The following is a 22,260-nucleotide window of genomic DNA, read 5'->3' as shown; positions in this document are numbered from 1 at the left end:
AGGAGAACGACGTGTTCACCGCAGAGAGGCCACAAGCCACTACTGACGTGACATGCCGAACCGTGGCACGGCCCACCCGCACCCGGGAGGTCACAAAGGTCCTGCCTTGTCGAGCCGGAGATCCCGATCTCTGGTTCGCCGAGAGCCCGGTCCAGTTGGAGCAGGCCAAGGCGCTGTGCGCGTCTTGCCCCATCCGAAAGGGCTGCCTGACCGCGGCCATGGATCGGCGCGAGCCGTGGGGTGTCTGGGGCGGTGAGATCTTCGACCAGGGTGTCGTGATCGCCCGCAAGCGCCCGCGTGGACGTCCACGCAAGGTCGCGATCTCGGTATGAGATCTGTGATTCCCCTCCCTCCGGTCGCTGAGGCCTATCCGGCCGGTTCGGATTCGGGCAGGGCCCAGGAACGAGAAAGCAAACAAGCCGCTCACCGTGAGATCCGGTGGGCGGCTCGTTTGCGTTCTCGGCCAAACTTTTCGGCTTTTCAGCTGGCGGAGCGCTCCTCACGGAAGCCGGGCATCCACGCCCGCACCAATTGCATGAACGGCAGCTCCGCATCGAGCTGGGCCAGGATGCCGACCGAACCGCCGAGCACGCGGAAGATCATCACGTACTGCGCGGGCAGTTGCAGTGCCCGCGCGGTCTTCATATCCGGACTGTTGAACTCGGAGGCCTTACCGGCCACCCGCTGCATCCATCTGCGGGTGAAGTGGAACGAATCGGTCTGGATCGGGTCGGTGAACGGCCGCAGGTAGTCGGCGATCTCCTTATCGGTTACGGTCCGGCCCGGAATCACCCAGCCGTTGTCGTACATGAGCTCGACCAGTTCATCGAAGCGTTCGTCGAGTTCCAGGGCCAGCATCCGGCCGAGGACCTCGGGGAAGCCGTCCGGCATGGGAGCGCAGGCACCGAAATCGATGACGGCCAGTTTGCCGTCGGGCAGCATCATGAAGTTGCCGGGATGCGGATCGGCGTGCAGCAGACCGACGGTCTCCGGCGAGGAGAAGTGGAATTTGCCCATCAATGCGGCGACCCGATTGCGCAGCGCCCGCGTGCCCTCCGGATCCTCGGCGCCCTGCTTGATGATCTGTGAGACCGGAGTGCCGTCCAGCCATTCGGTCACGATCACCTTCGGCGCGCTGGCCACCACCTTCGGCACCACGATCTCCGGATGTCCGTCGAAGGCCTTGGCGAAGGTGCGCTGGTTGGCGGCCTCGTTGCGGTAGTCGAGTTCCTCCTCGGTGCGCTCGGTGATTTCGGCCAGCAGCGGCTTCACATCCGCGCCCGGAATCACCGAGGCGATCAGACCGGTCATTCGCGACAGTGTCTTGAGGTCGGCGCGCAGCGCCTCGTCGGCGCCCGGATACTGCACCTTCACCGCGACGGTCCGGCCATCGGACCACACCGCCTTGTGCACCTGGCCGATGCTCGCCGATGCCGCGGGGGTGTCGTCGAAGGATTGAAAGCGCTGCCGCCACTGGGTGCCGAGCTGCTGGTCCAGGACTCGGTGCACGGTCTCGGCAGGCATCGGCGGCGCGGCGGCCTGCAGTTTGGTGAGTGCGTCGCGATAGTGCTCGCCGAACTCCTCGGGAACCGCGGCCTCCATGACGCTCAGCGCCTGACCGAACTTCATCGCACCGCCCTTGAGCTCACCGAGCACGGTGAACAATTGCTCGGCGGCCTTCTGGTTCAAGTGCGCGTTGATCTCCCCCTTATCGCCACCGGCCAGCTTCTTACCGAACCCGACGGCGGCTCGTCCGGCGATACCCAGCGGAATCTTGGCTAACTTGGCATTGCGGGACGAGCGACGGCGCACGATCTCAGACACGTACCCATCATGGCGGACGGACCCGTGCAATCGCCACGCCAATCTTGATGTCTCTGCTTGGCGGACTGTAAGAATGGACACTCTCATCCGGCGCTACCAGCGAAAATACGGCGGCATCCGCAGCCGTCGTGCTGCGGCCATTCCCGGCGCGAGATCCGGTGCGTATCGAGTTCGAGTTCGATCGTGGTGTTTATGGTGTCGAGTTGACGCTCGGGGGAACAGTGCATGATCGCTTCGAGTTCGCCGAGCAGCAAAGCCGCCGTTGCCAGGATCCCGGCAGGTGATGCGTGCCCGACCCGACCGAGCAATTGGCTTGCCAGCTGTGGCCACTCCGGGTCGTACTCGCAGCGGGTCAGGTCGAGGCAGCGCAGGCAGCTCGTCAGGCCGGGAAAGACCAGTGGCCCGACGATACCCTTGTTGCCATCGCGAATCCGGACCTGCAGATGCGGAATCCCGTGCAGCACCAGCTCATTGGCCAGGCGTGGTTCGATGACGAGCGAATCGGCCAGCACCACGAGTTCGCCGTGCCAATCCAGCACCGAACCGTCGCCGCGGTAGCCGCGCGACCGGATCGGGCGCAGTCCGAGCCGGCGCAATCCGGTCGCGACCGCATCCGAGAGCGGCCCGAGCCCGTGCACCCGCACCGAACGCACCCGCCCCAGCCGCGGATCCGGATGCAGCAGCAGCCCTGCGTCACCGATGCGATTCAGCAGCTCCGCCGCGTCCTCGGGTTCGATCCCGCATTCCCCGGCCCGCCAGATGATCTGCGGGCGACTGTGCATGCCGTCCAGCAGCCGCAGAAACGCCAGCACGGTATCGGTATCCAATGCGGTCCGATCGAGTAGCAGCGCCCGCTCCGGATCCCACCCCAACTGCACGACCCCGGAGGACCGCACCAATACCGTCACTGGCGGCGCCAGCATCGGCCCGCACATCCGCCTCGTCGTCATGGCAGCAGTATGCGGATCGGGTCATCGGCGAATCAGCGCGAAACCTGCAGTAATCCACAGGAATTCGCGCTTATCAACAGGACAGTCTCAGGACGCGTCGGTGTCCTTGCCGAGGTTCGGGCCGGATTCACCATCACCCTTCGCGGCCTCGCGTTCGGCCTTCTCACGCGCCTCGGTTTCGGCCAACTGGGCCAGCGGATCGTCGAAGGCGTCCACGCCGCCGCCGATCACCGAATCGATGAAGCCTGCGGGGGAGTCCAGATCATTGGAATCCGGCAGCAGATCCGGATGTGCCCAGATGGCGTCCCTCGCGTCGATGCCCGCATCGGCTGTGAGCCGCCGCCACAGCGCCGCCGCCTCGCGCAGCTTGCGGGGTCGCAGCTCGAGTCCGACCAGCGTCGCGAAGGTCTGCTCGGCCGGACCGCCGGTGGCACGGCGGCGGATCAGGGTCTCGGCGAGTGCGCCCGCTCCCGGCAGGCGGTCACCGATCGCCTGGGTGACCACGACCTGCACCCAGCCCTCGATCAGGGCCAGCAGCGTTTCCAGCCGCTCCAGGGCCTGCTTCTGTTCCGGGGTGGTCTGCGGTTCGAACGCGCCCTGGGACAGGATCTCCTCGAGTTTCGAGGGATCGGTCAGCGACATCGGGTCGATATTCTGGGCCGCCGACTCCAGTGCGGAGAAATCCATCTTGATGCCGCGCGCATAGTCCTCGACCGCGCCGAGCACCTGCTGACGCAGCCACGGCACATGTCCGAACAGGCGCTGGTGGGCGGCCTCGCGGGCCGCGAGGAAGACCAGGATCTCGCTTTCCGGCTGCTCGAGTCCGGCGCTGAACTCCGAAATGGCCGCGGGCAGCAGCGCCGCGGTGCCGGTCGGGCCGAGCGGCAGCCCGATATCGGTGGAGGTCAGCACCTCCTTGGCGAGTTGGCCGAGGGCCTGCCCGAGCTGGGAGCCGAAGGCGAGTCCGCCCATCTGCCCGAGCATGCCGACCATCGGACCGGCGAACTCGCGAGCTTCCTCCGGCAACTGCGCCGTCCACATGCCGGAGATCTGCTCGGCCACCGGATCACACAGCCGCTTCCAGGTCGGCAGCGTTTCCTCGATCCAGTCGTTGGCGGTCCAGGCCGCGGTTCTGGTGGCGCCCGCGGGCAATGTGGTCGCGCCATCCAGCCACAGCTCGGCCAGGTGCGCGGCATCGGCCACGGCCTTGACCGTGCTTTCGGAAACCGGCGTCACACTCGAGCCGAGCTGCTGGCGGGCCAATCGCTTGGCCACGTCGTAGTTGACCGGGCCGGACTGCGCCGGACCCGGCTGTCCCATCCCGCTGAGCATCTGGCCGAGTGAGGTGAGCATCTGTCCGAGCTGGGCCGGATCGAAACCGCCCGCGCCTGCCCCGCCGATGCCGAACGGATCGTTCGCCCCGGCACCGCTCGGCTCGTCGCCGCGCTTGCGGTCGTCGTCATCGCGGTTCGAGAATCCGAAGGGGAGGTCACTCATACCCCAAACATTACGCGTGCGGTGTAGGGGGTCGATGTTCGCGCGGCGCGAAATCTCCGGCACGCGTACGCCGGTAAATATGCGCCTCGCACGACCCGGCGCGGCGGCGATCATTACTGTGGTCCAGGTGAATCGTCGGATCCTGACCCTGGTGGCCGCCCTGATCCCGGTGCTCGTCCTCGGTGTGGTGGGCAGTCTGCTCACTGTGCCCTTCGTCGCACTGGGGCCGGGACCCACGTTCAATACCCTCGGCTCGGTCGACGGCAAGCAGGTCGTCGACGTCCGCGGCGCCGAATTGGACCCGGTGACCGGTCATCTGAATATGACGACGGTCTCGGTGCGCGACGGACTCAACATCTTCGAGGCGTTCGGGTTCTGGGTCAGCGGTGAGCACGGACTGGTTCCGCGCGCCGAGGTGTACCCGCCCGGCGTCCCGCGCGAGGAGATCGATAAGTCCAACCAGCAGGACTTCAAGGATTCCGAGGGCAACGCCGAGGTGGCGGCGCTGCACTTCCTGAACCTGCCGACGGTCGTGCTGGTGCGCAAGGTCTCCGACGACGGCCCGGCCAAGGAGACGCTGCGCGCGGGTGACGAACTGGTCAGCATCAACGGCGCACCGATGACGGCGCCCAAGGATGTCGTCGCCGCGGTGTCCGCACAGGCGCCAGGCGCGCAGATCACCGTGACCTACCGGCGTGCGAACACCGAACAAACCGCGACCATTACCCTGGCCGCCCGCCCCGACGACGCGAACAAGGGCTACCTCGGCCTGACCCCGACCGAGGGTGCGCGCCCGCCGATGGAGGTCTCGTTCAATCTCGCCGATATCGGTGGGCCGTCGGCCGGTCTGATGTTCAGCCTCGCGCTGATCGATAAGCTCACGCCCGGTGAACTGGACGGTGGCAAGTTCGTCGCCGGGACCGGAACCATCGATCAGGACGGCAAGGTCGGCCCGATCGGCGGCATCCAGTACAAGATGATGGCCGCGCGCGATGCCGGTGCGGAGACCTTCCTGGTTCCGGCCGCCAACTGCAATGAGGCCAAACAGCGCACACCCGATGGCCTGCGCCTGGTGAAGGTCGAAAACCTCAGCGGCGCGGTGCAATCCCTCAACGACATCAACGCTGGTCGGGAGACCGTCTCCTGCGGCTGATCACTCCATCGTGTGGTGCAGTGCCTCGATGAGGTTGGGCGCCAGATTCGGATGGGTGCGCAGGTCGAGATCGCCGAAGTCGTCGACATCGTCCTCGGGCTTGACCTGCAGCAGGCACAGATCCGCGCCGGTGCGAAGTACCGCGGCGAACAGCCGGGCCGTGCGCCGCCCCGGATGCGTCTCGGCTGCGGCGCGCGCTGCGGCGTCGGCGGCCTCGTGATCGGCGAGCAGCGGGGTGAGCGCATCGTCGAGGGTGCTCTCGGCATCCGGCGGCAGCACGACGATCTCCTGGACGAGCACGCAGCCGCTCACGGCCTCGGGCCAACTGGTGGTTGCGAGGAATTCGTCCAGCGCCATCGATCCGCCGGTGATGTCTTCCGGGAACGACTCCTGCGCGATGGGAGTCAGCTCGCTGCCCTGATCCAGCTGATCGAGCAACCCGGGCTCGGCCGCGACCAGATCGGCGGTCGGCACCAGCGCGAACATCTGCGGCGGTCTGCCCCAACCCTCGGCATCGACGAATTCCGCCACTTCACGGACGGAACGGGCGAGGACGAGTTCGGCGTGCAGGTCTGCGGTCACACTGGACATCCTTCCACCAGCAACCATGTGGATGTATCGAGGGCAGACGTGCTCTGGGAACACACAGCGCCGAAGGCGCCGCCCCTGTCACCGCCCGATTCCGTAGAGTGGGCGCGAGACGGTCCGCTAGGACCACCTGCAACATCGGACTGCGGTGTCACGGCCGAGAACATCGGTGCGCGCGCCGCCGGACCTTGGAGAGTGGCATCGTGGGCATGCGGCCCCCCACCGGCTTACCTTCGTTGTCCCGACGCAGCCGAGTGCTGCTGGTGGCGGCCATCATTCTGGCGGCGCTGCTGCTGCTGGGACCGCGGTTTACCGACACCTATACGAACTGGTTGTGGTTCGGCGAGGTCGGTTTCCGCAACGTCTATCTCACCGTGCTGCGCACGCGGATCCTGTTGTTCATCGTCGTCGCGCTGTTCGTCGGTCTCGTCGTCTGGTTGGCACTGCTGCTGGCCTACCGGACCAGGCCGGTTTTCGTGCCGGTAGCGGGGCCGAACGATCCGATCGCCCGCTACCGCACCACGGTGATGAGCCGGCTCAAGCTGTTCGGCATCGGCATCCCGCTGGTGCTCGGCGTGCTGTCCGGCCTGGTGGCGCAGTCGAATTGGGTGACCGTGCAGCTGTTCCTCAATGGCGACTCGTTCGGCCAGAAGGATCCGCAGTTCGGCCTCGATGTCGGGTTCTATGCCTTCGATCTGCCGTTCTACCGGATGGTGCTGAACTGGCTGTTCGTCGCGGTGGTCATCGCATTTTTCGCCAGCCTGGTGACGCACTACGTCTTCGGTGGCCTGCGCCTGACCGGGCGCGAGGGCACGCTGACCAGGCCCGCGCGCATCCAGCTCGCGGTGATCGCCGGAATATTCGTGCTGCTCAAGGCGATTGCCTACTGGTTCGACCGCTACGAGCTGCTGTCGAGCAGTCGTAAGGAGCCGACCTTCACCGGTGGTTCCTACACCGATATCAACGCCGTGCTGCCCGCGAAGCTGATCCTGCTGTCCATCGCGGTGATCTGTGCGATCGCCTTCTTCGCCGGTATCGTGCTGCGCGATCTGCGGGTGCCCGCGATGGCGGCCGCGCTGCTCGTGCTCTCCTCGGTCCTGGTCGGCGCGGTATGGCCGCTGGTCGTCGAGCAGTTCTCGGTGCGCCCGAACGCCGCCGACAAAGAGAGTGAATACATCGAACGCAATATCGCCGCGACCAGGCAGGCGTTCGGCATCACCTCGGACAAGATCGAGTACAAGGACTACAAGGGCGACAGTTCGAAGAGCCCGCTGGAAGTTCCGGTCGACGCGGCGACCATCGGCAATGCCCGTCTGCTCGACCCGAATATCTTGTCGCCCACCTTTACTCAGCTCAAGCAGCTGAAGAACTTCTACGGCTTCCCGGAGTCGCTGGATATCGACCGCTACACCCTCAACGGCGATACCCAGGACTACATCGTGGCCGCCCGCGAACTGCACCCGTCGGCGCTGAGCGGTAATCAGACCGACTGGATCAACAAGCACACCGTCTACACCCACGGCAACGGCTTCGTCGCGGCGCCCGCCAACCGGGTCAACCGGCCGCAGTACGAGGACCCCAACGCCAATACCGGCGGCAGCAGTGACAGCGGCTATCCGATCTTTCTGGTAAGCGACCTGTTCAACTCGACCGACCAGCAGCAGATCAAGGTCGACCAGCCACGCGTCTACTACGGCGAGCTGATCTCGCAGTCCAATCCGGACTACGCGATCGTCGGCGCCGTGAACGGTTCGCAGCCGCGCGAATACGATTCCGACACAGCGCAATTCACCTACAACGGCAAGGGTGGCGTGTCGATCGGGAACTGGTTCAACCGGTTGGCCTTCGCGGCCAAGTACACCGAGCGCAATCTGCTGTTCTCCTCGGCCATCGGAGACAACTCCAAGATCATCTTCAATCGCAGTCCGCGTGAGCGGGTGCAGAAGGTCGCGCCCTGGCTGACCACCGACGGCAATGCCTATCCGGCAGTTGTCAACGGCCGGATCCAGTGGATTGTCGACGCGTACACCACGCTGGACAACTACCCGTACGCGCAGACCACCTCGCTGGAGGGCGCGGTCGAGGACAGCATCGATAAGAAGACCGGAAGGCTGTTGCCGCGCAAGGAGGTCAGCTACATCCGCAACTCGGTGAAGGCCACCGTCGACGCCTACGACGGCACGGTGACCCTCTACGAGGTGGACCCCACCGACCCGGTGCTGAAGGCCTGGCGCGGTGTGTTCCCTGGCGCGGTCAAGCCGGAGAGCGAGATCTCACCGGAACTGCGCGCGCACTTCCGCTATCCCGAGGATCTGTTCAAGGTGCAGCGCGAAATGCTGACCAAGTACCACGTGGACAATCCGCGAGAGTTCTTCACCAACAACGCTTTCTGGTCGGTGCCGAGCGATCCGACTACCGAGGGCGGCACGTTCAATCAGCCGCCGTATTACGTGCTGCTGGGTGATGCGTCGGCGAACAATAAGCCGGTATTCAATCTGACCAGCGCCATGGTCGGCTACAACCGGCAGTTCCTGTCTGCCTATATTTCGGTGCGCTCGGATCCGGACGGCTACGGCAAATTCACGATCTTGCAATTGCCGACCGATACACAGACGCAGGGTCCGCAGCAAACGCAGAACAGTATGACGACGGCCCCCGAAGTCTCCAGTCAGAAAACACTGCTGTCGAACTCGAACAAGATCAGATACGGCAATCTGCTGACCTTGCCGATCGCCGACGGCGGAATTCTTTATGTGGAGCCGTTCTACAACGAGCGAAATACCGGGGCGGGCAGCTCCACCTTCCCCCAGCTGCTGCGGGTACTGGTGAGCTATCGCGATGTGGCGGGCAGTGTGAAGGTCGGCTTCGCCTCCACCCTGGCCGATGCGCTGAATCAGGTGCTGCCGGGGACGGGTTCGCTGGCCACGCCGTTCGGCGGTGATCCGGCGAGCAGGCCGAAACCGGGCACCACCCCGCCGTCGGACCACGGCACCACGCCGCCGACGCAGGGCACGACACCGCCGACACAGGGCACCACGCCGCCGCCGGCGACCGGATCCGCTGCCAAGGATGCCGCGGCCGCGGAGCTGAGCAAGAAGATCGAAACTGTGCGAAATGCCATGAAGTCCGGGAACTTCCAGGACTTCGGCAAGGCGCTGGAGGAACTGGACGCTGCGGTGAAGGCGTATCAGGACGCCGGTCGCTGATCCCCGATGAGAACGGCCCCGTCACCCGTTTCGGGTGGCGGGGCCGTTCTCATCGACGTCGAGCCGACGTCGATCTCGGCGCCGTTGCCGAGTGACGTCGGATTCTTACGTCAGCGACCGAACGAGTCGATCAGTACACCGTTCTGGTCCAGCAGCTGCTGGTACTGGCCCTCGAGGCCGTTCTGCTTGGCCAGCTGGTAGCCCGCGGACTTGGCCTGCTCGATCGCGGCCTTGACATTGGTGGCCGGGGCAGGGGCGGCTTCGACGGGGGCGGCGGGCTCCGGCTCGACGACGGCCGGGGCGCTCGGCTCGGACTCACCGGCACGCAGGTACTGACCGCAGACCGGCCAGGCGCCCGCACCCTGGGTGGCGAGCACATTCTCGGCCACCCGGATCTGCTCTTCCTTGCTGGCGCTATTGGCGGAACCGGCGCCACCGTTGGCCGCCCAGGTGCTCTGCGAGAACTGCAGACCGCCGTAGTAGCCGTTTCCGGTGTTGATACCCCAGTTGCCACCGCTTTCGCACTGCGCGACGCCATCCCAATTATGGGTCGGGGCGGCGGTTGCGGTGCCGGTGGAAAGACCGAACGGGACGGCAACGATTGCGCCGGTGACAGCGGCATAGCCGAGGGCGCGGGTGCTGAGCTTTCGGTGCTTCGACATGTTGTATTCCCTCCCTGCGCCCACCGCCCCCGGTAATGCGAAAGCCGAGTCCCTGCCCCCAGGTGTGTCGGGGATCCTCGAACCGCGGGACAGGGTCGCCGGTGTTCGGCGGTTCGAGTTCGAGCCCATCACGTTTGATCCGGGCCGTGGCTCGACGGTAACGAAGAAATCTCGGCAGATCACATCTTGATAACTTCCCCATTGCATGATGCGGATAACGGGTATACCGGTGTTTGCGCAGGTCGCAAATGCCATAAGAATGGATTCTGGACGGTATGTTATAGCACCGTTATGTGTTCGGGATCACTACGAAATAGTGGCCCGGATCACGTTTGAAGCCATTTGGTCAACCCGCCTGTTGCGTTCTGGGCGACTTTCGCCGCCGCCCTTGGTCGGGTTCGGTGGCCGGATTCGGCAGATGCCCGTTATCGCCCCCTCGGGCCGTCTGTGTGTAACCTCACCCCACCCGTCGCCACCCCGCATCCAGCCCGCTGACCAGGGCAAACCCCCTGGAAGATAAGCGATTTGCCTTCCGTGCGTAGACGTGTGTAATGTTGTGTTTACCGACGCGGGGTGGAGCAGCTCGGTAGCTCGCTGGGCTCATAACCCAGAGGTCGCAGGTTCAAATCCTGTCCCCGCTACTAGGGAAACGGCCCGGAACAGAAATGTTCCGGGCCTTTTTTCGTTGATGCTCGGGCGCGCATCGGGAACCGTGGCCAGGCCCCCGATCCGGCTCGGGTGATCGATCAAACCGTCGATCGGCCCGAATCTTCGAGGTAGGCGACGATGGCGTTGGTTAGTCCACGCCGGGCCTTGTCGAGGTCGGAGTAGGTGCCGAGTTGGCGTTCGGAGTTGATGCCGCGCATGGCGCCCGGGATGAGCGCTGCGATCTCCTCTACGCGCGAAGGGTCCACCCCGAGGTCTGCGAAGGCGTTTTGGCAGGTCTCTAGCCAACCCTGGCCCCAGGATGCGAGTTCGGCGGCGGTGCGGGGGTAGAGCTGTTCGAGTTCGGTGTGGTCGCGCGGTAATGCGGCACGTAGGTTCTCGATCGCCCGGGAATCGGGGGAGGTGAGTCCCGCGTAGAGGGTGTCGATGATGCCGGCGACGCGCTGGCGAAGCGGGGCCGCGGTGTCGGTGAAGGTGAGCATGTCGGCTCGCCGCTCGGCCGTGTAGTGCAGCACGGCGGCCCAGAGTCCGTCGTTATCGCCGAACTGATATTTGACCGCGCCCCAAGTGGCGCCGATCTCGCGGGCGATCTTGCTGGCCGACACGGCCCCCGGATCGCCGGTGGCCAGCGATTTCACCGCCGCTTTCAGCATGTTTTCCCGGGTGGCATCGCCACGGCGATTCGTGCGTCGCTCATAGACATCCCGGTCGGTCACTTTCCAGATGTTAGTTGGTGGAGTGCGCCGAGTCGCATTCGAATCTCTGCCCGCCGAGCCGCTTTTCATAGTTTCACAGTACCCACTGTGATAGTTTCACAGCGGGCACTGTGATTTGGCGCTGCCGGGAGAGGACACGAGATGGCGAAACCGCCGCTATCGATGAAGCCAACGGGATGGTTCCAAGTCGCGTGGTCGGCCGAGATCGGCGTCGGCGCGGTCCACCGGATGACGTACTTCGGCCGGGAGTTGGTGGCATGGCGGGCGCAGTCGGGCCTGCTGACGGTGATGGATGCCTACTGCGAGCACTTGGGCGCTCATCTCGGATTCGGCGGTCATGTCGAGGGCGATGTCATCGAATGCCCCTTTCATGGCTGGCAGTGGAACCACGAGGGCCGCAACGTCTGCATTCCGTATGAGAAACATCCCAACCGGGGTAGGCGCATCCGCACCCACCCGGTCGTCGAGCGCAACGAATCGGTCTACATCTGGCACGACGTCGACGGTCGCCCGCCCTTCTTCGAAGTGCCCGACGTATTCACCGGATTCGGCGACGACAGCAGCTCGGCCGACTACTACCCGCAGGCCACTCTGTTCCGCGAGCGACTGGAACTTCATCCGCAGTATGTGCTCGAAAACGGTGTCGACTTCGCACATTTCAAGTTCGTGCACCAGACGCCGATCGTGCCGGTATTCACCCGGCACGACTTCGACGAACCGGTGTCCTACGTCGACTTCACCATCACCTTCGAAGGCGATGCCGGGCAGTCCATCGAGGATGTCAACAGTGGCGTCGAGGCGATCAACGGCGGACTCGGCGTCGCGGTGACCAAGAGTTGGGGCATGGTGGACAACCGGACCATTACGGCGGTCACCCCGGTCGACGACAGCACCTGCGATGTTCGTTTCGGCGTGTACATCGGCCGTCGGCCCAGCTCTGATCCGGCGAAGGCCGAACAGACAGCCCAGGCGTTCGCCCAAGAGGTCATTCGCCAGTTCACCCAGGACGTCAATATCTGGCAGCACCAGCGCTACTCGGATCCACCGGCACTGTCCGGAAGTGAGTACGAGGGCTTCACCGCCATCCGTACCTGGGCCGAGCAGTTCTACCCGATCCCGACGCACGATCAACCCATCCAGAAAAGCAGGCATCAATGAACGCACCAACCAAAGCGCCGATCCGGGTGTTCCAAGTCGCCACCGGCAATGTCGGAACCGAGATGATCAAACGAATCGGCAACCATCCGGATCTCGAACTCATCGGATTGCATTGCTACACACCGGAGAAGATCGGCCGCGACGCCGGCGAGATCGCCGGTCTGGCACCGAACGGCGTCCTCGCAACCGGCTCGGTCGACGAGATCATCGCCGCCGCACCCGATGTGCTCACCTTCCACGGCGTATTCCCTGACGAGGACCTCTATGTCAAGGTGCTCGAAGCGGGCATCGACATCGTCACCACCGCGGACTGGATCACCGGTTGGCATCGCGACACCAACCACCCGCATCCGTCGGGTAAGACGGTGACCTCGCTCCTGAGCGCGGCGTGCGCGAAGGGTGGCTCGACCTTCTACGGCACCGGCATGAATCCGGGCCTGAACCAGATCCTCGGTGTGGTGTGTTCCGCCGACGTCGCCGAGATCGAGAACATCACCACCCTCGAGTCCGTCGACGTGTCGTGCCACCACTCGAAGGAGACCTGGATCGAGGTCGGCTACGGGTCACCTGTCGACGACCCGAGCATTCCCGGCAAGCTGGAGAAATACACCAGCGTCTTCGCCGACAGCGTGCTGATGATGGCCGACTGCTTCGGTCTGGAACTCGACGAGGTGAAGTTCACCTATGAACTCGGCGCCTGCACCAAGGATGTCGACCTGGGCTGGTACCGGCTCCCGAAGGGGTCGCTCGGGGGTAATCACATCAAGTACCAGGGCATGGTCGACGGCGTTCCGAGGATCGAGACTCATCTGGAGTGGCAGATGACCCCCTGCACCGACCCGAGCTGGAATATCAAGGGCTGCTACATAACTCGGATCAAGGGCGATCCGTGCATTTACAACAAGCACATGATTCTCCCGAAGCCCGGCGTCGACCTCTCCAACCCGGACAACTTCGCATCGATCGGCATGACCGTCACCGGATTGCCCGCACTCAACGCGATCGCGTCCGTTGTCGCCGCCCCGCCGGGACTGCTGACCAGTGCGGACCTCCCGCTGCGCGGATTCGCCGGTCGGTTCAAAAATCCCCGCGACTAGGAAAAGGGGCGCACCCTCTCATTTCCCTTCTCAACATATAACGCATCCGGGGGATTGCGGCAAGACCCCGGTCGTGCTGCAGAATCGCTGGCCGAGGCCAGAACCTGCGTGAGATGGGAAGTAACCGAATGCATGTGACCGACACCGATGTGATCATCGTGGGTGCGGGCCCGACCGGGTTGATGCTGGCCGCCGAGCTGCGTCTGAGCGGCGTGCGACCGCTGGTGTTGGAGCGGAAGGCGCAGCCCCGAGACATCCCGAAGGCCGGCGGTATCGGCGGGCGGATCCTGGAACTGCTGCGCTACCGCGGCCTGTTGGAACGCTGTGAAGCAGCCAACACCGACCCCATTCCGGCTCCGCGCTTCCCGTTCGGCGGTGTGCACGTGGACTTGACGCGCCTGCCGGATCCCCCGCTGCACGCGCTGCCGCTCGCACAGCATCGGCTGGAGCGTGTGCTCGCCGAACGGGTCACTGAACTGGGCGTCGACATCCACCGCGGACACGAGGTGGTCGGGGTGAGCCAGGACGACGCCACGGTGACCGCGGACGTGCACGGGCCGGACGGACCGTACCGAGTGACCGCCCGGTACCTGGTGGGCTGCGACGGCGGGCGCAGCCGGATCCGCGATATGGCGGGCATCGCATTCCCCGGCACCACATATCCGGAGGTCAATCGGCTGGTCCAGGTCACCGTGCACGATTCGGTGACCGTGCTCGACAGCGGCGACCTCGATGTCCCGGGTTTCGGCAGGATCCGTGCGGGATTCACGCAAACCGACCGCGGCACGTTCGCGAACGGGTCGACCACTCCCGAACTGCTCGGGCTCTTCACCACCGAAGACGAGTCCACCGAATACGACGACGATGAACCGATGACCCTGACCGAGTTCCAGGACAGCGTCCGCCGGGTGCTCGGCGCGGATCTACCACTCGGAGAACCGATTCGGCTGTCGCGCTTCACCTTCAAGGATCGGCTGGCCGAACGGTACCGCGCCGGGCGGATCCTGCTGGCCGGAGATGCGGCCCACCTGTTCCCCGCCACGGGTGTGGCGATCAATGCGGGCATGCTCGATACGGTCAACCTGGCCTGGAAACTGGCCGCCGATATCGAGGGCTGGGCGCCGGACGGTCTGCTGGACACCTATCACGACGAACGCCACCTCGCCGGCGCGCGGACGCTGCTACATACTCGGGCCCAGGTGGCACTGCGGCGCGGACAGGATCCGGCCGCCGAAGCACTTCGAAAGGTCTTCCAGGAACTGCTTCTCGACGAGCAGCCATTGCGACGCGTGGGCGCCCTGATCGCGGGCACGGACATCCGCTACCCGCTGCCCAATCCCAACGAGCACCCGTTGACCGGGACCTTCGCACCCGACCTCACCCTGTACGGCGACCGAGGCGCGACCAGTGTCGCGGAACTCATGCACACCGCACGACCGATCCTGCTCGTCCTCGCCGACCGGCCGGAGCTTCGCGAGATCGCCCGAGACTGGCAGCATCGCGTCGAAATCCACATCGCCGAAACCGATCACCGGCCGGCCGACGCTCTGCTGATCCGCCCGGACGCTTACGTCGCCTGGGCGGCAACCATCGACGAGCCGATCGACACCGCCGAGCCCGCGCTGCGCGCCGCGCTCTCCGACTGGTTCGGCGCACCCCTGAAAACGCCGGTCGATCAGCCCGGCTGAGCGGGCGGCACTGCTCCCGCTCTTTCCCGCCAGCGGGAGCAGTGCCGACGCGCCCCGGGAGCAGCGCAATAACTACGTCGCGTCGGCCCGCGTCGAGATCCTGGCACCGGTGACGTCGATGGGTCTGCCCGCGACACCCTGAGCACCTGCCACGATCCGCACGGCCGGGTCGATCACCGCAGTCGCGATAATCGGCTGAATACCACACTCGCCCAACTGAATCCGGCTGCCCGAGCGCCACGGCACGCCATCATCGCTGGAGCCGGTCGAATCGGGTAGTCCCCTCGAATCCGTTCGAAGGAGGTATTGCCTGGCGGCACAGCACATTTCGGCCGAGCCATCGCGTACGTCCCGCCGCGGGGAGCAGCACTGCACCCTCGCGATCTGCGCATGCGAGCGACCCCGTGGTGGGCGGGTCCCCCTGCGGTCAAGTCCGAGGGGCTCCACGGAAAACCGCAGCAAGTGGACGTTAGGTGAACAAATGGTTTCTTAAAAGTGTTGCTACGCAACAATAGTTGCGTCATGCTGAGGGGTATGGCCAGACGGTCGAAGAGGCGGCCGGTCCGGCCGTGGTGGGGATCCGAGGATCCGAAAGGGTGCTGTCCGCGCCCCGTCATGTCCCCTGCAATTCGTTGGCGTAGACGCCTCGGCTGGGTGCTGGCCGTCATCTTCGTCCTATTTGTCTTTCCCGGACTCGTCGGCGCGGTGGCCAATGCGCAGTACCTGTCCGCGGCGACCGGCAGCAGTGTCTCCGAAATCGACGGCCTCAGCTGGATGCATATCCGCGATTCGTCCGGGGTGCCGCTGGCGAACTATGCCTTCGCGACCGACAACGGCGGGGTGCTGAACCCGGGCTCGACGATCCTCTGGGCGATCCTGGGCTTCGAATTCATCGGCTATATCGCCATCGTGACGACCGCGATCTGGTTGATCGGTAATGCGCTGAGCTTCCAGTGGCTCAATATGTTCGGCTCGGCATTGACCGGCGTCGCGGACCGGCTGACCGGTCAGATCGCGACACCGATGCTGCTGATCACCGCCGCTACGATCGGAGCGTTCTGCGTCGCCTGGTTCTGGTTGCGTGGCTATCACGCCAAGGCGGTGCTGCAGATCGTCACGATGCTCGGTGTCGCGGTGCTCGGTCCGGTATTCCTGGCCGAGCCGCTCGGCGATGTGCTGTCCTCGGACGGATTGCTTGCCAAGGGTAGGGATTTGGGAATTTCGGTGGCGGCCGGGCTCAACGGCAACAACAGCCCGAATCCGAACCAACTGGTGGCGACCATGCAGCGCGATCTGGCGGACAACTTCGCCCGCCGCCCGGTGCAGGTGTGGAATTTCGGGCATGTGGTCGACGAGCAACCGGCCTGCCGGTCGGCGTGGTCCGCGGGGATGATCGCGGGCGACGACGATCGGGTGCGCAAGGGTATGCAGAGCTGCGGTGATTCAGCCGCCTACGCCAAGGCCCAGAATCCGACGATGGGGCAGGTCGGTACCGGTCTGATGCTGTTGATCTGCGGCGGCATCCTGTTGGTCTTCGCGGTGGTGCTCGGCATCAGGGTCATCAAGGCCGCACTGGACGCGATCTATCACGGGTTCATGTCGATATTCGGTTTCGCCGCAGGCGGATTCGTCTACGGACCGACGCAGACCTTTCTGGTCCGCAATCTCGTCGACGGCATTGTCGCGGCGGGCCGAATGACCGCCTACACCATCTTCCTCGGCATCTACGTGTTGTTCATGGGCAATCTGTTCGCACAGGCGAAGGGTCAGACCATGGCGGTGATCGTGATCGCGGGCACCGTCGAGATCGTCGCCGTCTCCCAGCTGAAACGGCTGAGCCGCAGCCTCAGCCGGGGCAATGACTGGATCGCCAACCGGTTCGCGCTCGCCGTGCAGGGGTCCGGAGCGCGCCCCGGCGGTGGAGGTGGCGGGGGATCGGCACTCGGCATGGGTGATGCTCGGGCCGGCGGTTCGCTGCACGGCGGTCTGATGTCCGGGATGGGCATGCTGAACACGATCAATGCGTCGCCCGCGACCGCGTGGCTCCTCGGGGCCACGGTGGCCCCGTTGAACCCGCTGTCGCGCAGGAAGAAGTGGATGGATCTCAACAACATCGCCGTCTCGCCGATGGTGCGGCAATTGCAGGAGTACAGCCACGCTGCCCGCGGGAACTGGCGGGTCAAGGCCGCCGGGCGGTTGGACGGAATAGCGGGCGGAATCAGGTCCGCTCTCGGTGTCGGAAATGTTCTGGACGGTCTGGGCGACAGCAAGGTCCCGGACTCTATGGTCGCTCCTATTCTGCTGGCGATGGGTGCGACCGATCAGCAGGTGATCGATGCCCAGCGCGCGTTGGCCGTCCAGAAGGCCAGCATGAAGGACTACAACCCGAACGGCTTCGCGCCCTTACAGAAGGCGCTCGCCGCGGGGTACGCGGTGGAGAACCACCAAGGCGTCGCCGCGCTGCCGGCATTCGCGGGGCAGGCCGTGGTGGCCGCGGACAACTTCGTGCGGCACTCCACTGCACCGATGAACCCGAACGCCGTAGATCACCAGTTCGTCCAGCGGGTCATGAACAGCAATGAACATCAGCTCAGAACCATCACCCCGGACGAATGGCGCAACGCCGGGCGCGATACTCGCCAACACATCGGACGGCAACTGGCGCTCCAGCACCAGCAAGCGGCCACGAACTATTACCAGCAGCAGAACGACCCGATTCTTCTTCAGGCGTTGCAGCGGTCGACCCGGCAACTGGCCAACTTCAACAGCTTCGTTCCGAATGGCGGACCCAACCCATGGTCTTCGTAGGCGTGACGGTCGAGCATGCGCACAATTTCGACGGCCGCACCGATGGACTGGTCAACGATCCGTGGTCCGGGCTCCGGATGCGGAACCTGACCTCACAGCAAGGAGACCCATTCGCATAGCCCCGAAAACTGGTAGAAACCTGTGGGTTGAACGTGATTGCCCGGGGGCACTAGAACCAGACGGGCCGTCAGTTATGGTGACGGCCTATCGTTCGAGTACCCCGAATGATCGTGAGGCTCACCGTGCGGGACAGCGCTCCCACCACCTATCAGGAACTGCGCGCCCTCCTGCAGCAGCGCCTTCCCGAACTGGCCGACGGCCAACAGCGCATAGCCAGGCTGGTATTGGACGATCCGGAGGGAACCGCATTCCGCAGCATCGGCCAGAGTGCCGAACTCGCGGGCGTGCACCGTTCCTCGCTGGTGCGATTCGCGACCATGCTGGGCCTGCCCGGCTATCCGGGCCTGGTCGAACTCTGCCGCAGACAACTCGCCGCCGAGGCGTATCTGGTGCGTAGACCCGCCGACGCGCCACCGCCGAGCTCGAACGACGAGTTCTTCACCGCGATAACCGAATACGACACCAACAATATGTCCCGTACCTTCGCGCGGATCGATCGCGGCGACTGGGATCGGGCGGTCGAGACGCTGGCGCACGCCTCGTCCGTGCACGTCATCGGGCTGCGGCGCTGTCTCGCGATCGCCTATGCCGCCACCTACCAGCTGCAGCTGGTGCGCCATCGAGTCCGCCAGCTCGGCGCGACCGCCCGGGTGCTGACCGACGAACTACGTGATATCGAACCCGGCGACGCACTCGTCGCGGTATCGATCCGGCGCTACAGCAGCGACACCGTGCGTGCGGTCGAATCGGCACGCCGCCGCGGCGCCATCACCATCGCTCTCACCGATGACGCATCCTCCCCGCTGGCCCGCATCGCCGATGTGACCTTCTACGTCGGGACCGGCTCGCTCACCGTCCTGCGCTCCCTGACCGCCTTCACCGCCCTGGTGCACGCCTTGGTCACCGCCGTCGCGATGCGGGTGGGATCCCTCGGCACCGATACCGACATCCTCGACGATCAATTGCTCGACTAGTCGCGCCGTTTGCCGGTGCCCTGCTCGGGTACCGCTGCGGTATGACGCCCAGCCATGATGTCCGGGGGCTCGGATTGCCCGAAACGACCTCGGTGGCGCTGTTCGACCTCGACGGTGTGTTGACCGATACCGCGGCGGTGCACCGGCGGGCGTGGAAGGCGGTCTTCGACGAGTTTCTGGCAGGTCGCAGCCCCGGCCCGTTCCATCCGTTCACCGATGCGGACTATCTGGGCTATGTGGACGGCCGCTCGCGGGCGGACGGTATCCGGGAGTTCCTGAAGTCGCGCGGGATCACGCTGCCGGAGGGGGAACCCGATGCGGCGGAGGGGGAGCCGACCGTGCGCGGGCTCGGTAATCGGAAGAATCGGCTGCTCCTGTCGTTCCTCGAACGCGACGGGGTGCACGTCTATCCGGGGTCGCTGGCCTATCTGAACGGGGCACGCGAGGCCGGGTTGCGGACGGGGGTGGTTACCGCTTCGGCGAATGCCCATGAGGTGTTGGCGGTCGCGGATCTGACCCGGTTCGTCGATGTGTGTATCGACGGAGTCGAGATCGCCGGCCGCGGCCTGCGCGGCAAACCCGCGCCGGACGCATTTCTCGCGGCCGCGGAGGCGCTGGACGCCAAGCCGGAACAGGCCGCGGCATTCGAGGATGCCATCGCCGGGGTGACGGCCGGTCGGGCCGCGGACTTCGGATATGTGGTCGGCGTCGATCGAGTGCGTGATGGCACGCAGGCCGAGGCATTGCGTCGGGCGGGTGCGGATGTGGTCGTCACCGATCTGGCCGAGCTCGGGCCATCGCAATGACTACCGACTGCCGTGGCTTCGAGATCGCGCCATGGCACTTGCGTTGGTGTGGACTGGATCTCGAGGCATTGCACCGAACCGAGTCGATTTTCGCGCTCGCCAACGGGCATCTCGGGCTGCGCGGCACGCTGGAGGAGGGGGAGCCGGTCGGCAAGCCGGGGACCTACCTCAACGGGTTCTACGAGAAACGCCAATTGCCTTATGCCGAAGCAGGCTATGGCTATCCGGAGGAAGGCCAGACCGTCGTCAATGTGACCGACGGGAAGATCATCCGGTTGCTCGTCGAGGACGAGCCGATGGATATGCGCTATGGCCAGGCCGTCGAACACGAACGGGTGCTGGACTTCCGGTCCGGCACGCTGCGGCGTACCACGGTCTGGACCTCGCCGACCGGTCGGTGCGTGCGCATCCGCTCGGAGCGGCTGGTGTCGTTCACCGAACGTGCCCTGGCCGCGATCCGCTACGAGGTCGAACCGCTCGACGGCGATCTCGAGCTGGTCATCCAATCGGATCTGCTTGCCAATGAACCGGTTCCGACTTCGCACAACGATCCTCGGCTCGCCGTTGCGCTGGACCGTCCGCTGGTGGCTGACTTCTGTGCGGCACGTGACTTCGCCGCGGTGCTCGTGCACCACACCCGGCGCTCCGAGCTGCACATGGCCGCGGCCATGGACCACGAACTCGAGGTCGACGCGACCCCACGCTGCAGTGTGCACGCCGAGGAGGATCTGGCGCGCTTGACGATCGCGGTCGATGTCGCGAAGGGCCGGCGCTTGCGGTTGACGAAGTATCTCGGCTACGGATGGTCGAGTCGACGCTCGGTACCGGCGCTGCGTGCACAGGTGGACGCGGCATTGGCGGCCGGCCTGGAGACCGGCTGGGATACGTTGCTGGCCCGGCAGCGTGAGTACCTGGACAACTTCTGGTCCACCGCTGATATCGAGATCGACGGGGATCCGGAACTCCAGCAGGCCGTACGATTCGCGCTGTTCCACGTACTACAGGCCGGTGCACGCGGTGAGTCGCGCGCGATACCGTCCAAGGGACTGACCGGGCCGGGCTATGACGGCCATTCATTCTGGGACACAGAGACTTTCGTACTGCCGGTATTGACCTACACGATGCCGGTGGCGGCGGGCGACGCACTGCGTTGGCGGCACGCCACCCTTGACCGGGCCCGGCGGCGCGCACGCGAACTCGGCCACACCGGAGCGATGTTCCCGTGGCGCTCCATCAACGGCGACGAGGGTTCCGGCTACTGGCCGACCGGTACGGCGGCGGTGCACGTCAATGCCGATATCGCCGATGCGGTGGTCCGATATCTCGCCGCGACCGGCGATGAGCACTTCGAAAGAGGCTGCGGTGTCGAGCTTTTGGTGGAGACCGCGCGCTCGTGGGTGAGCCAGGGTCATTATGACACGGCGGGGAACTTCAGGATCGACGGCGTGACGGGTCCCGACGAATACTCCGCACTCGCCGACAACAACATCTATACGAATCTGATGGCGCAGCGGAACCTAGACGAAGCGGCCGAAGCCTGTGTGCGCCAACCGGATATCGCCGAGCAGTTGGAGGTCGACGCGGACGAGATCCGCGGCTGGCGCGACCGCGCCAAATGTATGTACCTGCCCTATAACGAGGAACTCGGTGTGCACGAACAATCCGAGGGCTTCACCGAACATGCCCGCTGGGACTTCACCGCGACTCCGCCGGAGAAGTATCCGCTGATGCTGCATTACCCGTACTTCGATCTGTATCGCAAGCAGGTCGTCAAACAGGCCGACCTGAGCTTGGCAATGTACTTGTGTCCCAACGCTTTCACCCCCGAGCAGAAGGCACGCAACTTCGATTACTACGAGACATTGACCGTCCGCGACTCTTCGCTGTCGGCCGCCGGCCAGTCCGTTATGGCCGCCGAGGTCGGCCACCTCTCGCTCGCCTTCGACTATTTCGCCGAAGCCGCACTGACCGACCTGCATGATCTGCATCACAATGTCGCCAACGGCCTGCATATGGCCTCACTTGCCGGAGCATGGCTCTGCTGCGTCTTCGGTTTCGGCGGCATGCGTGACCACGGTGGTGAATTGAGTTTCGCACCACGACTTCCCGCGAATATCGAGCGCCTGGCCTTCCGGATTATCTGGCGCGGCAGTGGCATAGCCGTCGAGATCACCGGCGATTCCGCGACTTATCGACTGCTGTCCGGAGATTCGTTCGTCCTGCGTCATCACGGTCGCTTTGCGACGCTCGGCAATGTCGCGGTGACGCTGCCGATTCCGCGGCAATCCGATCGACCCGAGCCATTGCTACCCGAGGGGCGGGCGCCGTTTCGGCGAGGGTAGCGGTA

General features: G+C 65.0%; 16 protein-coding genes and 1 tRNA gene. 11 read left to right on the top strand and 6 right to left on the bottom strand.

Annotated elements, in window-relative coordinates:
• Positions 1–62: 62 nt before the first annotated feature.
• Positions 63–332, top strand: coding sequence for a WhiB family transcriptional regulator (locus tag ON44_RS25740; protein WP_157187322.1), 270 nt, complete (start codon positions 63–65; stop codon positions 330–332).
• Between the two features lie 148 nt (positions 333–480).
• Here ON44_RS25740 and ON44_RS25735 read toward each other — a convergent pair whose 3' ends face one another.
• The 3 genes from ON44_RS25735 to ON44_RS25725 form a co-directional block, all read right to left on the bottom strand.
• Positions 481–1,824 (bottom strand): ABC1 kinase family protein, encoded by a 1,344-nt coding sequence (locus ON44_RS25735; protein WP_040694570.1) that lies wholly within the window; start codon positions 1,822–1,824, stop codon positions 481–483.
• 83 nt (positions 1,825–1,907) lie between these two features.
• Positions 1,908–2,774, bottom strand: coding sequence for a hypothetical protein (locus ON44_RS25730; protein ID WP_040694567.1), 867 nt, complete (start codon positions 2,772–2,774; stop codon positions 1,908–1,910).
• Positions 2,775–2,861: 87 nt separating this feature from the next.
• Positions 2,862–4,271 (bottom strand): zinc-dependent metalloprotease, encoded by a 1,410-nt coding sequence (locus tag ON44_RS25725; protein ID WP_040694564.1) that lies wholly within the window; start codon positions 4,269–4,271, stop codon positions 2,862–2,864.
• Positions 4,272–4,398: 127 nt separating this feature from the next.
• On the opposite strand from ON44_RS25725, the gene ON44_RS25720 reads away from it, so the two are divergent.
• On the top strand, positions 4,399–5,424 hold the full coding sequence (locus tag ON44_RS25720) for a YlbL family protein (protein ID WP_218007634.1): 1,026 nt from the start codon (positions 4,399–4,401) through the stop codon (positions 5,422–5,424).
• Here ON44_RS25720 and ON44_RS25715 read toward each other — a convergent pair whose 3' ends face one another.
• Complete coding sequence (locus ON44_RS25715) at positions 5,425–6,015, bottom strand: PPA1309 family protein (RefSeq protein WP_040694561.1); 591 nt, start codon at positions 6,013–6,015, stop codon at positions 5,425–5,427. It lies immediately after the preceding gene.
• Between the two features lie 200 nt (positions 6,016–6,215).
• Between ON44_RS25715 and ON44_RS25710 the strand changes: the two genes are divergently transcribed.
• Positions 6,216–9,218: a UPF0182 family protein gene (locus ON44_RS25710; RefSeq protein ID WP_040694559.1), complete on the top strand. Its 3,003-nt coding sequence runs from the start codon at positions 6,216–6,218 to the stop codon at positions 9,216–9,218.
• Positions 9,219–9,328: 110 nt separating this feature from the next.
• Here ON44_RS25710 and ON44_RS25705 read toward each other — a convergent pair whose 3' ends face one another.
• Positions 9,329–9,880 (bottom strand): transglycosylase family protein, encoded by a 552-nt coding sequence (locus tag ON44_RS25705; RefSeq protein WP_040694557.1) that lies wholly within the window; start codon positions 9,878–9,880, stop codon positions 9,329–9,331.
• A gap of 567 nt (positions 9,881–10,447) precedes the next feature.
• Here ON44_RS25705 and ON44_RS25700 point away from each other — a divergent pair.
• A tRNA-Met gene (locus ON44_RS25700) sits at positions 10,448–10,521 on the top strand.
• A 105-nt stretch (positions 10,522–10,626) separates the two neighbouring features.
• Here ON44_RS25700 and ON44_RS25695 read toward each other — a convergent pair.
• Positions 10,627–11,199 carry a TetR/AcrR family transcriptional regulator gene (locus ON44_RS25695; RefSeq protein WP_051182452.1) on the bottom strand — a complete coding sequence of 191 codons (573 nt, stop codon included), beginning with the start codon at positions 11,197–11,199 and terminating at the stop codon, positions 10,627–10,629.
• A gap of 204 nt (positions 11,200–11,403) precedes the next feature.
• Between ON44_RS25695 and ON44_RS25690 the strand changes: the two genes are divergently transcribed.
• The 7 genes from ON44_RS25690 to ON44_RS25660 all read left to right on the top strand — a co-directional run bounded on the left by ON44_RS25690 (position 11,404) and on the right by ON44_RS25660 (position 22,255).
• Positions 11,404–12,420, top strand: coding sequence for a 3-ketosteroid-9-alpha-monooxygenase, oxygenase component (locus ON44_RS25690; protein WP_051182439.1), 1,017 nt, complete (start codon positions 11,404–11,406; stop codon positions 12,418–12,420).
• Positions 12,417–13,517: an NAD(P)H-dependent amine dehydrogenase family protein gene (locus ON44_RS25685; protein ID WP_040694551.1), complete on the top strand. Its 1,101-nt coding sequence runs from the start codon at positions 12,417–12,419 to the stop codon at positions 13,515–13,517. The genes ON44_RS25690 and ON44_RS25685 overlap by 4 nt, the downstream gene beginning before the upstream one ends.
• 113 nt (positions 13,518–13,630) lie before the next feature.
• A complete protein-coding gene (locus tag ON44_RS25680; RefSeq protein WP_245567334.1) occupies positions 13,631–15,205 on the top strand; it encodes an FAD-dependent monooxygenase in 1,575 nt (524 codons plus the stop codon).
• 615 nt (positions 15,206–15,820) lie between these two features.
• Positions 15,821–18,013, top strand: coding sequence for a hypothetical protein (locus ON44_RS25675; RefSeq protein ID WP_157187321.1), 2,193 nt, complete (start codon positions 15,821–15,823; stop codon positions 18,011–18,013).
• A 224-nt stretch (positions 18,014–18,237) separates the two neighbouring features.
• Complete coding sequence (locus ON44_RS25670) at positions 18,238–19,107, top strand: MurR/RpiR family transcriptional regulator (protein ID WP_040694544.1); 870 nt, start codon at positions 18,238–18,240, stop codon at positions 19,105–19,107.
• A 41-nt stretch (positions 19,108–19,148) separates the two neighbouring features.
• Complete coding sequence (locus ON44_RS25665) at positions 19,149–19,913, top strand: HAD family hydrolase (protein WP_040694542.1); 765 nt, start codon at positions 19,149–19,151, stop codon at positions 19,911–19,913.
• Positions 19,910–22,255 (top strand): glycoside hydrolase family 65 protein, encoded by a 2,346-nt coding sequence (locus ON44_RS25660; protein ID WP_040694540.1) that lies wholly within the window; start codon positions 19,910–19,912, stop codon positions 22,253–22,255. Before ON44_RS25665 ends, ON44_RS25660 begins: the two co-directional genes overlap by 4 nt.
• Positions 22,256–22,260: the final 5 nt, after the last annotated feature.

Origin of the sequence: Nocardia vinacea NBRC 16497 (assembly GCF_000308835.1) — a bacterium.
GTDB lineage: Bacteria > Actinomycetota > Actinomycetes > Mycobacteriales > Mycobacteriaceae > Nocardia > Nocardia vinacea.
This window is presented reverse-complemented; position numbering and strand designations above follow the sequence as displayed.